The organism is Actinospineispora spinosispora DSM 44797 (genome assembly GCF_000429025.1).
Lineage (GTDB): Bacteria > Actinomycetota > Actinomycetes > Mycobacteriales > Pseudonocardiaceae > Pseudonocardia > Pseudonocardia spinosispora.
The window spans coordinates 57,659-68,927 of the sequence record NZ_AUBB01000020.1; the positions used below are offsets into that span (position 1 = coordinate 57,659).

The 11,269-nt window shown below is 68.5% G+C and carries 10 protein-coding genes; 8 read left to right on the plus strand and 2 right to left on the minus strand.

The features are described from left to right. Nucleotides 1–627: 627 nt before the first annotated feature. The 6 genes from G406_RS45315 (at nucleotide 628) to G406_RS0108015 (ending at nucleotide 7,378) form a co-directional block, all read left to right on the plus strand. Complete coding sequence (locus tag G406_RS45315) at nucleotides 628–1,725, plus strand: ParB/RepB/Spo0J family partition protein (RefSeq protein WP_245607050.1); 1,098 nt, start codon at nucleotides 628–630, stop codon at nucleotides 1,723–1,725. Between the two features lie 60 nt (nucleotides 1,726–1,785). Continuing rightward, entirely contained in the window at nucleotides 1,786–2,121 is a 336-nt protein-coding gene (locus G406_RS53730) for a biotin/lipoyl-binding carrier protein (RefSeq protein WP_084215861.1), read from the plus strand. Continuing rightward, nucleotides 2,108–3,583 (plus strand): acyl-CoA carboxylase subunit beta, encoded by a 1,476-nt coding sequence (locus G406_RS0108000; protein ID WP_051341803.1) that lies wholly within the window; start codon nucleotides 2,108–2,110, stop codon nucleotides 3,581–3,583. The genes G406_RS53730 and G406_RS0108000 overlap by 14 nt, the downstream gene beginning before the upstream one ends. A 268-nt stretch (nucleotides 3,584–3,851) precedes the next feature. Next, nucleotides 3,852–4,604, plus strand: a complete 753-nt coding sequence (locus tag G406_RS0108005) for a thioesterase II family protein (protein WP_028933443.1) — start codon at nucleotides 3,852–3,854, stop codon at nucleotides 4,602–4,604. Between the two features lie 252 nt (nucleotides 4,605–4,856). Beyond that, nucleotides 4,857–6,209, plus strand: a complete 1,353-nt coding sequence (locus tag G406_RS45325) for an alpha/beta fold hydrolase (protein WP_169736641.1) — start codon at nucleotides 4,857–4,859, stop codon at nucleotides 6,207–6,209. Further along, entirely contained in the window at nucleotides 6,209–7,378 is a 1,170-nt protein-coding gene (locus G406_RS0108015) for a cytochrome P450 (RefSeq protein WP_028933444.1), read from the plus strand. Before G406_RS45325 ends, G406_RS0108015 begins: the two co-directional genes overlap by 1 nt. A 46-nt stretch (nucleotides 7,379–7,424) precedes the next feature. Here G406_RS0108015 and G406_RS0108020 read toward each other — a convergent pair whose 3' ends face one another. Both G406_RS0108020 and G406_RS0108025 read right to left on the minus strand, forming a co-directional pair. After that, nucleotides 7,425–8,096 carry a response regulator gene (locus G406_RS0108020; RefSeq protein WP_028933445.1) on the minus strand — a complete coding sequence of 224 codons (672 nt, stop codon included), beginning with the start codon at nucleotides 8,094–8,096 and terminating at the stop codon, nucleotides 7,425–7,427. Beyond that, nucleotides 8,093–9,289 (minus strand): sensor histidine kinase, encoded by a 1,197-nt coding sequence (locus tag G406_RS0108025; RefSeq protein WP_037075667.1) that lies wholly within the window; start codon nucleotides 9,287–9,289, stop codon nucleotides 8,093–8,095. Before G406_RS0108025 ends, G406_RS0108020 begins: the two co-directional genes overlap by 4 nt. A gap of 214 nt (nucleotides 9,290–9,503) precedes the next feature. Here G406_RS0108025 and G406_RS0108030 point away from each other — a divergent pair, with 214 nt between their 5' ends. Further along, nucleotides 9,504–10,712, plus strand: coding sequence for an ABC transporter permease (locus G406_RS0108030; RefSeq protein WP_028933447.1), 1,209 nt, complete (start codon nucleotides 9,504–9,506; stop codon nucleotides 10,710–10,712). Between the two features lie 76 nt (nucleotides 10,713–10,788). After that, the gene (locus tag G406_RS45330; protein ID WP_051341805.1) at nucleotides 10,789–11,256 is read left to right on the plus strand and encodes a hypothetical protein; all 468 of its coding nucleotides are present in this window, start codon (nucleotides 10,789–10,791) and stop codon (nucleotides 11,254–11,256) included. Nucleotides 11,257–11,269 lie beyond the last annotated feature (13 nt).

The following is an 11,269-nucleotide window of genomic DNA, read 5'->3' on the forward strand; positions in this document are numbered from 1 at the left end:
CGCCCATCGGACTGCTATACCGGCCGAGAACAACTCCGAAGGGCAGTCGGCACGCTGAGCCGCAGTCGCTTCCGGACTTCGAAGCACCTATGCGCACCACTGCATTTAGCGGGGTGCACGCAATATATGGAGGCAAACTCGAATACTTGATCCCACCCATGTCGTTAACACGACAAAGAGCAACTGTCCACTCAAACATGCGCCAACCTTATAAATTTCTCAGCAATGAAGAAAAGAAATATTAATCACAGTTAATCCACTACCGAACCTGACGAAGCAGTCCCTCACCGGCCGCTCCGGATAATCTGTTCAACCGCTGCACCTGCTGCGGTTGAACGTCGACCCGTGGAGCCTTTCGATCCTGGGGAGAGGCCCGCCGCTGCCGATCGGGTCGAAGCCGCGCGAAAGTCCGTAAAAAGAGCGGAGCTAGCGCGACCAACGGCAGCTAGGGCTCAATAAAAACGCGGGTCGCGCAGTTCCGCAGGGCCGACCTGAACCGTACTTTGCAGTGGGACCGACCACTGGACCGAAATGGCGGGCACTCCCCGCGCCACCACCCGTGGGTTCCTCGCGGCCGGCTTGCGGCACACCGGCGCCACACACCCACTCACGAGAAGCGAGTCGACGTTGAGCCAACCACGCGCGTACGACCTCGAACCCCCGTCACAGGCGACGGTGATCGGTCTGAATCCGTCCAAGAGGGCCGAGCATCCGCACGTTCGACCGTGTGCCTCGGTTCCGATCTCGGCGCTGGTGCGCGGTGACTCACCTCGGTCGTCGGGTGAGGACGCCACACACGTCGCGCGCCTCGCGGAGCTCGACGACCAACTCCCCCCTATCCTCGTCGACCGCCGGAGCATGCGGGTGATCGACGGGATGCACCGCCTTGCGGCGGCGGCACTCCGAGGTCACTCGACGATCGAGGTCGAGTTCTTCGAAGGTTCGGCTGACGAGGCATTCCTCCGTTCTGTCGAAGCCAATGTGTCGCACGGTCTGCCGCTCTCGCGGGAGGACCGGCGAACCGCCGCCGTGCGCATCGTCGCCTCGCACCCTCACCTGTCCGACCGGGCGATCGCGCGGGCTTCGGGGCTGAGCGCGAAGTCGGTGGCCGCCATCCGGCAGCGGACCGCCGGCACCGCGTCGACCCTGACCTCCCGGGTCGGCAGGGACGGGAAGGTCCGTCCGGTGAACAACGCCGATGGCCGCCGCCGGGCCGCCGAGCTGATCGTGCGGCACCCCGAGGCCTCGTTGCGGGAAGTCGCCCGCGAGGCCGGCATCTCCCCCGCCACGGTGCTCGACGTCCGTAAGCGACTCGCGTCCGGCGACCTGCCGGTACCGGCGCCCGCCTCGTCACCTACCGGCGCCGACGAAGGCCACCAGAGTTCCACCGCGACCATCCAGCAGCTGCGACGGCAGTCACTCAACCGCCCCCGGCCGGCAACGCCGGAGCCCGCCGCCCAGCTGGAGAGCCTGCTGAGGGACCCGTCGTTACGCATGCGCGAGGACGGGCGAAAACTGCTCCGCCTGCTGCAGCACGTCGCGGTCGGGCCCCAGGACGTGCCCGGGCTTGCCTCAGCGGTCCCCTCCCACTGCTCGGAGATGGTTGCCGACCTGGTTCGGCAGCACGTTGCGGCCTGGCTGAAGTTCACCCGTGAGCTGGACGACCGCGCCGGCTACCTGCACGACGGACCCGGCGAACCACCCCGGCCGACCGGCACGGCCTGATGCCCGACGCCTGGTCGGAGAGCCATCCGTGAACGCAACCAGAGACAGGAGGTCCACGCGATGACGACGACCGTGAACGCACTGACACCGGATCCGGCCGGCTCGACGACCCGGACCGACGGGACCACCAGACCCGAGGAAGACCTGATCAGGGCCGAGATTCCGGGGACGGTGCTCGAGGTGACCGTCACGGTCGGAGACCGGGTGCCCACCGGAGGCGTCGTCGCCCTGCTCGAGTCGATGAAGATGGAGATTCCGGTGATCGCGGAATCCGCTGGAACGGTCACCAGGATCGCGGTCGCCGAGGGCTGGACGGTCCGGACGGGCGACATCGTGGCCGCCAGCCTGCCGGACGGCGCGCCGACAGAGGAGCACAGTGCCCATGACCCCGCCTGACACCGCGGCGGCTCATCCCGTCGTCACCATTCCCGCACAGTCCGCCTCGGACCGGCGGGCCCCGGCCGCCCGGCTGGCCCGGCTGCTCGACCCCGGTGTGTCGACCCCCCTGCACCAGAGGGACACCAGCGGGGTCACCGCCGTCGCCGGCCACATCGACGGGGCCGAGGTGATCGCCTACTGCACCGACGCCACCTCCATGGGCGGTGCGCTCGGGGCCGCCGGATCCGAACACATCATCCGGGCCATCGCCGAGGCCGAGCGCCGGCGCTGTCCGGTGGTGGGCCTCTGGCATTCGGGCGGGGCGAAGCTCAACGACGGCGTCGAGTCCATGGACGGGGTCGGGCGCATGTTCGCCGCGATGACCAGGGCCTCGGGACGAATCCCGCAGATCTCGGTGGTGCTGGGTCCCGCCGCTGGGGCCGCCGCCTACGGTCCGGCGCTGACCGACGTGATCGTGATGTCCGACTCGGCCCGAGTGTTCGTCACCGGCCCCGAGGTGCTGCGCAGTGTCACCGGCGAGGTGATCGACATGGACAGGCTGGGTGGTCCGGTCGCGCACGGGCGCAGGTCGGGAGTAGCCCACGTGACCACCGGCTCCGAGGCCGAGGCCTACACCCGCGCGCGCCGGATCGTCAGCCTCTTCGCCCGCCCCGGCACTTACGACCTGGCCTCGGTGGAGGCGGAGGGACCAGGGTCGGACCTGCGCGCCCTGCTGCCCAGCTCGACGCGCCGGGCCTACGACGCCCACATCCTGGTGCACGCCATGCTGGACCCGGACGACGACCGGAGCCGCACGGGCACCGCGATCTTCGAGGAGTTCCAGGCCGACTGGGCCCGCAACATCATCGTGGGGATCGGCCGGTTGGCCGGCAGGACCGTCGGGGTCATCGCCAACAACCCGTTCCGCAAGGGCGGTTGCCTCGACGCGCTCTCGGCGGAGAAGGCGGCGCGGTTCGTCCGGATGTGTGACTCCCTCGGTGTACCGCTCATCGTGTTGGTCGACGTGCCCGGATACCTGCCCGGTATCTCGGAGGAGTGGGACGGGGTGGTCCGCAGGGGCGCCAAGCTGCTGCACGCGTTCGCCGAGTCCGTGGTGCCGCGCGTCACGCTGATCACCCGCAAGGCCTACGGCGGCGCCTACATCGCGATGAACTCGCGGGCGCTCGGCGCAACCGCCGTGCTGTCCTGGCCGGACGCCGAGGTCGCCGTGATGGGCCCGGAGGCGGCCGTCGGCATCCTGCACCGGCGGCAGCTGGCGGCCAGCCCCGAGGACGAGCGGGACGGTCTGCACGCCGAGCTGGTCGAACGTCAACGCCGCACCGCCGGCGGGGTGGAGCGGGCGCTCGCGCTCGAGGTGGTGGACGAGATCATCGCGCCGGCCGAGACCCGGGTCCGGCTGGCCAGGGCGCTGGCCGCCGCACCGCCGGCGCGGGGGCAGCACACCAACATCCCGCTCTGATCGCGTTCCGGCTTTCCGGCCGGCGGCACGACAATTGTTCAGCAATAGTTCTCCGGAAAGTTCCGCGAATCCGGCAGCAGCCTTCGGCGCTATTGCCCGCACCCGACCCGGAGCCGGTACCGGCCAGCTGTTCAACCGCGCAAATACCGCGGTTGAACAGCTCGACCGCGCTCACCTTGTCATTCTCTTTATTCGCTTGTTAGCGTTTCGACGCCGAATAACACCGCGCGATGTTTTTATCAATCGACGATGACTCCCCTGGAGCGGCATGTCTCAGTTCTCTCCCGACAATGACCTCTGGTGCCGGCGATACCGGCCCAGCAGCACCGCAACCGCTCGGCTGGTGTGCCTTCCGCACGCCGGCGGCTCGGCGTCCTTCTTCCTGCCGATGTCCTCGGCGTTCGCACCCCGCGTCGACGTCGTGTCCATCCAGTACCCGGGCCGGCAGGACCGGCGCAACGAGAAACCCTTCACCGACCTGGCTCTGCTCGCCGACCAGGTGCACGCGGTCCTGCGCCATCAGCCCGAGCTGCCGCTGACCTTCTTCGGCCACAGCATGGGCGCGTCGCTGGCCTTCGAGGTGATCCGTCGGCTGGAGGCCGAGAACCAGGACGTCGTGGGGCTGTTCGCGTCCGGGAGACGAGCACCGTCGGTCTTCCGAGAGGAGACCGTGCATCGCATGGATGACGCGGGGCTCCTCGCCGAGATCCGCCGCTTGAACGGAACGTCGTCATTGGTGCTCGACGACGACGAGCTCATGCGTGCCGCGCTTCCGGCTTTGCGTGCCGACTACCAGGCGGCCGAGCTCTACCGGAGTGCGCCCGATGCCACCGTCAGCTGCCCGATCACCGTGCTGACCGGTGACCGCGACCCGAAGACCTCGCTGGACGATGCACACGCCTGGGCCCGACACACCACCTCTAGCTCGTTCGAGGTGAAAGTGTTCCCCGGCGGGCACTTCTTCCTCAGCGACCAGGCCGACGACGTCATCAAGATTCTCGACCAGCATTTTGCGAACTGAGCCACCACTCCGAGACGGACCGGGACGCCGCCCCAGGGCGCGGCAGAATGAGTGGGACATCGTATGAAGAGAATTGCGACAACCGTAGCCCTGGTCGCTGCCGTAATCGGCGTCGTGGCCGGTTGTGGGGCGCCGCGTGGCGGACCCATTGTCGGCAGCGGACCCGAGACGTCGTACACACCGCCGCCGATCGAGTGGTCGAAGTGTACGAACAACTTGAGGGACTCCGGCGCCGAGTGCGGATTCCTCGTGGTGCCACTGGACTATTCACATGCCGACGGCACGAAGATCAAGCTGGCGGTGTCCAGGATCCCTCATACGTCGAGTTCCGACGATTACCAGGGCGTCGTGGCGGTGAACCTCACCTCCCCCGGCAGCACCGGGCTGGCCCATCCCTCGTTCAGCAAGTACCTGCCCGACTCGGTCAGGACGGTCTACGACTGGGTCGGTTTCGACCCTAGGGGCGTCGGCTCGAGTCAGCCCGCGCTCACCTGTGACCGGACCTTCATGGGCTACAGCCGCCCGTCGTACCTGACGACCACGCCGGAGCAGCAGCAGGTGTGGCTGAGTCGGGTGCAGGCCTACACCGCCGCGTGCGCGCGAACCAACAGCCCGCTACTCGATCACGTCACCACCACCGATACGGCCCAGGATCTGGACAGCCTGCGCAAAGCCCTCGGCCAAGGGCAGATCAACTACTACGGCTACTGGTACGGCGCATACCTCGGCGAGGTCTACAGCACGATGTACCCGGGGCGCGTACGGCGGATGATCTTCGACAGCAGTATCGACCCGAGCCAGGCGTGGTACCGCTTCAACCTCAACCAGAACCCGGCGACCGACCAGAACTTCTCGGCGTTCAGCGCCTGGGCGGCGAGCCACGACGACGTCTATCACCTCGGCACCACCGAGGCGGCGGTCAAGCAGCACTACGACGCGGCGCTGGCGAAGCTCACCCAGGAGCCGGTCGGGCCGATCGGGCCGACCGTCCTGACCGACGTCGTCCTGCTGGACTACCACACGATGAACTGGGTGGCGGTGGCGAAGGCGTTCTCGGCCTACGTCAACCAGGGTGACATCGGCCCGATGAAATCGCTGCTCGACGAGAACTACCCGCCCAACGAGGACAACCTCGCCGCGATGTCGCTCGCGGTCGAGTGCACCGACGCCTCCGTCCCGAAGGATTGGGAGACCTGGCGCAACGACACGCAGGCCAGCTACGAGAAAGCGCCGTTCTCCAGCTGGGCGGACACCTGGTTCGTCGCCGGCTGTCAGTCCTGGAGCACACCGGCGCACAAGCCGGCCGTCATCGACGGGTCGCACGCCCCGGCGTCACTGATGGTGCTCGACTCGACGCTCGAGCCGCTCACGACCTACGAGGGCAGCCTGGCGGTTCGGAAGCTGTTCCCGAATGCGGTGCTGGTCCACAGTGGTGCCACCCCGGCCGGCTCGGAGGCGGACAGCTCCTGCTCCCCCGGCGCGGCCATCGTCAGCTACCTGCTGGACGGCACGTTGCCGCCCCGGGCGGCCGGTGACACGGCGGATCTGAAGTGTCCGGCCAACCCGCTGCCGGATCCGGCGGGTGCGTCAGGGCCGAGTCGGTAATGGTCGACTCGATTCACTGGGACACCACCCGAGATGACCGGAAGTCGGCGGCACTCGCTGCCGAGCGGCTCACGGTGGCTCCCGAGTCACGCGTGGTGAGCAGCCTGGCCTTCGCCCGTGAACTGTTGCGCGGCACCGCGACCAAGCAGGCCGGTGAGGAGTTCGTCGGCGATCCGGCCTTCACCTCGGTCTTCTTCCTGGACGGTGAGCCGCACAAGCGCAAGCGGCAGGCGATCGCCCGGTTCTTCACGCCCAAGGTGATCAGCACCCGGTACCGCGAGGTGATGGAACAGGCAGCCGAGACTCTGCTCGGCCGGTTGCGGGCCCAGGGCCGTGGCCGGCTGGACCAGATGAGCTTCGAGCTCGCGGTGACCGTCGCCGCCACGATCGTCGGGCTGACCGAGAGCGACCAGGCCGCGATGGCAAAGCGCATCCAAGCCACCCTGATCGGCCTGCGGGTACCCGGGATGAGCCGCTGGCGGCGCCCACTCGGACAGCTGCAGGCAACCCTGAGCGGGTTGCGGTTCATGCTGTGCGACGTGCAGCCGGCGATCAAGGCGCGCCGCGCGCAGCGCCGGGAAGACGTGATCTCACACCTGCTCGACGAGGGTTACCCGGACCGGGCGATCCTCGTCGAGTGCATGACCTATGCGGTCGCGGGAATGATCACCACCCGGGAGTTCATCGTCATGGCGGCCTGGCACCTGCTGGGGAACGACGCGCTGCGCGAGCGTTACCTGTCCAGCACGGAGGCCGACCAGATCATGATCCTGGAGGAGATCATGCGGCTGGACCCGGTGGTGAACATCATCAGCCGCCGGGTCACCGCCGACACGATGACCAGCTCCGGTTCGGCCACCGCCGGCGAGAAACTCGTGTTCGACATCCGTGCGGCGAATCTCGACGAGGCCGGCGTCGGCGCGTGCCCCCACGCTCTGGATCCGGATCGTGCTCGACGGGCGAAGACGACCGGCTCCTACCTGAGTTTCGGCGACGGCAGCCACCGCTGCCCCGGTGCGCAGGTGGCTCTCAACGAGACCCGGGTCTTTCTCGACCGTCTCCTGCGCGTGCCGGGCATCCGGCTGCATCGCGAGCCGGACCTCTGCTGGACCGACGTACTGATGGGCTACGAGCTCCGCGACGCCGTGGTGACCTGCGACCGCGCCTGACGAAGAACCCGTGAGTGATTTGGGTTGCCCTGGCAGCCCAAATCACTCACGGGTTCAGGCCGTGCTGGTAGGCGTAGACGACCGCCTGTGCGCGGCTGCGCACCTTGATCTTGGCCAGCAGACGGTTGATGTGGCTCTTGACCGTGCCCTCGCTGATGACCAGCCGGCCGGCGATCTCGGAGTTGGACAGCCCGCCGGCGATGAGCGAGAGGACCTCGGCTTCCCGAGGCGTCAGCTCGTCGGGGATCCGGGGGCGCGGCGACGGGTCCCGGGGGTCGGCGGGCGCGGGGCCCGCGGTGAGGGCCTCGACGAGATGGTGCTGCACGGCCGGGTCGATCATGGCGTGGCCGTCCAGCACGTGTCCCAGTGCCTGGCGGATCTCCGCACCGCCCGCGTCCTTGGTCAGGTACCCGTGGGCGCCGGCGCGCAACGCGTCGATCACCGACCGGTCGTCCGAGTACGTGGTCAGGATGACGATCTTGACATCTGGGTGCCGCTCGCGGATCAACCTGGTCGCCTCGACCCCATCACAGCGCGGCATCCGCAGGTCCATCAGCACGACGTCGGGATGCGCCCCACCGGTCAGCTCGAGTGCCTCGGCGCCGTCCGAGGCGACGCCCGCCACCTCGACGTCCGCCATCAGGCCCAACACCATCGCCAGCCCTTCGCGGACGACTCGCTGGTCGTCGACGATGAGCACCCGGATCCGTCGGCTCACGTCGGCAGCCCCAGCTCGACCCGGAACCCACTGCCGGTGGTCGTGGCGGCCAACCTGCCCCCTAGTAGCTCCGCGCGTTCCCGCATTCCGGCCAACCCGTACCCACCTGTCGCACCGGCCATGGCGGTGCGCCCGACCGTCGGGGTGGCCGGACCGTCGCCCGCGAAGTCCTCCACCACCAGCCTGGTCTGCCCCAGCTCGTAGGTCAGGTGCAGCTCCACCCGGTCGGGGGCGGCGTGCTTGGCGATGTTGGTCAGTGCCTCCTGCGCCACGCGGTAGAGGGCGAGCTGGGCTTCCGACCCCAGCTCACGAGCACGCCCGGAGACGGTGAACCGGCACGGCACCGCACGGTCGCGCTCGAACGCCTCCGCCAGGCCCGCCAGCCGTTCCGGTCCGGGCAGCTCGTCACCTCGCAGCGCCCCGATCGCCTGACGCGCCTCCGCCAGGCCGGAACGGCCGAGGTGGTGCGCACGCTCGATGATCTGGGGCAGCCGGGGGTCGCGGGGGTTGTCGACGGCGAGCATGCGCGCTCCCTCCAGTTGCAGCAGCAGACCCGACAGCGAGTGGGCGAGGACGTCGTGCATCTCGCGTGCCAGCCGCTGGCGCTCGCTCAGGCCGGCAGCCCTGGCCTGTGCCTCCTGGCTGCGCCTCAGCTCGGCCAGCAGGTTCTCGGCCTCCTTGTTCACCTCGTTCAACCGGAACGCGAGCAGCAACAGCCCGTACAGCCCGGCGAGGACGGTGAGTGCCGCGCCCTGACCGGTCAGCCACGCGATCGTCTCGATGGTGACGAACGCGACGACCAGGAAGGGAGCCACTGCCGTGCGGGGCAACAGCCCGGCCAGGAACAGAACGCTGACCAGCATCGCCGCGTCCCCCGGCCCCGTCGGCTGCAACCACGTCAGCGCGGCCGAGCTGGCCAGTGCCATGGCCACGAAACCGATCTGTGCGCCGCGCAGCCGGGTGCTGGTGAGATCGCGCCCCAGCACGGCGACCGGGAAAGCCAGCACCGCAACCGTCAGCCCCAGGGACCGGCCGGTGAGGCCGGGGCGTGGCTCGGCCGCGAAGGCGTACACCAGAAAGATCACCAACAGCAACGGGGCGAGCAGGGTGAGGCAGCGCACCACGGCGTCGTGATGGCCACGCACCTGGCGCAGCCGGCCCAGCACCAGCGACGTCGTCGAGTCGACGGTCACTCGCCGAACGATACAGAGCAACCCCGGCCACGGGCACTGATCGCGGAGCTGAACACCGCCCGTCGAACACCACCTGCCCCCAGGAGTGCAGGGCCTACACCCTGGGGTGCAGACCGACCGGCCGGCAAGTTCCACTCCGCGACCGATGTGGCGGTCGGCCGCGTGCGCGCATGCTTCGGCCAGCGCATCACCCAGCGGAGAGGCACCCACTGTCATGTATCTGCGCGAGGCGATGACCATGGCGTTCCAGAGCCTGCGGAACAACCGGCTCCGATCCCTGCTGACCACGGTGGGCATCGTGATCGGGGTGGCCGCGGTCATCCTGCTGGTCGGACTCGGCAACGCCGTCAAAGCCGGCTTCAACGAGACCTTCGGGGCCTTCGCCTCCCAGATCAACATCTCGAGGACCACCGGTGGCGAGCTCGGCTCGGACTCCCGCAACCTCACCGACTCCGATGTACGGGCACTGCGCGACCCCTCGGCCGCACCCGACATCGCCAGCGTCACCCCGGTGGTCGGCGGCCCGGCCACGGTCAGCTACGGGCAGCGCAAGTACCAGGGCACCGTGACCGGCTCGACGACCGACATCCTGGCGGTCGCCAACCGCACGGTGCAGCTCGGCTCGATGTTCGACCAGGCCCAGTACAAGGCCAGCGAGCGGGTCACCCTGCTCGGGCCGGAGATCGCCGGGGCACTGTTCGGCGACCAGACCTCCGCACTGGGCAAGACCGTTCGTATCCAGCGCACGAACTTCCGGGTGATCGGCATCCTGGCCCCGGACGGGCAGAGCGACAACGCCGCGATGATGCCGCTCGGCGCGGCGCGCCGGTACCTGGTCGGCGGAGACCAGCTGGCCACCATCGTGGTCCGCGCTGACGATCCCCAACGGTTGGACGCCGTCGAGGACCAGATTCGGACCGTTCTCGACCGGGAGCACGCCATCCAGGATCCGAGCCACCGCGACTACAGCCTGCAGGCGTTCCAGAGCCAGATCGACAAGATGAACCAGACGATCAAGTACATGACCTACTTCACCGTGTTCATCGCCGGCATCTCACTGCTCGTCGGTGGCATCGGAGTCACCAACATCATGCTGGTCTCGGTCACCGAGCGAACCCGGGAGATCGGCATCCGCAAGGCGTTGGGGGCCCGGCGCGGTGCCATCATGAAACAGTTCCTCATCGAGGCGATCGTGCTCGCCGGAGTCGGCGGGGTGCTCGGCGAGTTCTTCGGAATCTCGTCCACCCTGGCCGCCGGCAAGCTGATCACCGCGATCGCACCGGCGTTCGGCCAGCCCACGATCTCTGTGCCGGCCGGCGTCATCTCGATGGCGTTCAGCCTGTTCATCGGCCTGAGCGCCGGTGGTTATCCCGCGCTGCGGGCCTCCCGGCTACGCCCGATCGAGGCCCTGCGCTTCCAGTAGGCCCGGCGACCGAACGCTGCGCGTCACGGCCGCACCGACGTTCGCCCAGGTACCCACACCGAAGGGAAGGATTCCCATGAAGTCCGCCAATGTCACCCCAGAGACCACGAGCGATGCATCCCACTCGGCCATTCGGCGCGCGCTGCGAACCACCCGAAACCTCATTGTCGCTTTCATCGTCCTGAGCGCCGCGACGTGCATTGCCACCTTCTTCCTGAACCATTACGCACCGGCGCTGGTCAATTCCACGGTGTGGACGCGGTCGTTCCTCGTACTGGCCGACTCGGTGTTGGCGATGCTCTACGCGGTCCGGGCGTCCCGAGGCTTCACCCAGGCCCATCGGAACCTGCGCCTGCTCGCGGCGGGCTCACTGGTGGCCGTCGTGGTGCTGGTGGTGCTGCCCGGTCTGCTGCCCGGGTGGATGAAGCTGGAACAGGCGCTCTGCGGCCTGCTCCTGCTCGGCGTCGTCGTGAACGTCAACGGCAGGAAGGTCCGTGCACTCTTCGCCGGCGTGGCCGCGCGGCCCTCGACCGCGAGCAGTTGATCATCACGGGCCC

Bases quoted from the DNA above. Each gene is read 5' to 3' on its own strand.
- G406_RS53730 (WP_084215861.1), top strand. From the start codon at position 1,786: ATGACGACGACCGTGAACGCACTGACACCGGATCCGGCCGGCTCGACG.
- G406_RS0108000 (WP_051341803.1), top strand. From the start codon at position 2,108: ATGACCCCGCCTGACACCGCGGCGGCTCATCCCGTCGTCACCATTCCC.
- G406_RS0108005 (WP_028933443.1), top strand. From the start codon at position 3,852: ATGTCTCAGTTCTCTCCCGACAATGACCTCTGGTGCCGGCGATACCGG.
- G406_RS0108015 (WP_028933444.1), top strand. From the start codon at position 6,209: ATGGTCGACTCGATTCACTGGGACACCACCCGAGATGACCGGAAGTCG.
- G406_RS0108030 (WP_028933447.1), top strand. From the start codon at position 9,504: ATGTATCTGCGCGAGGCGATGACCATGGCGTTCCAGAGCCTGCGGAAC.
- G406_RS45330 (WP_051341805.1), top strand. From the start codon at position 10,789: ATGAAGTCCGCCAATGTCACCCCAGAGACCACGAGCGATGCATCCCAC.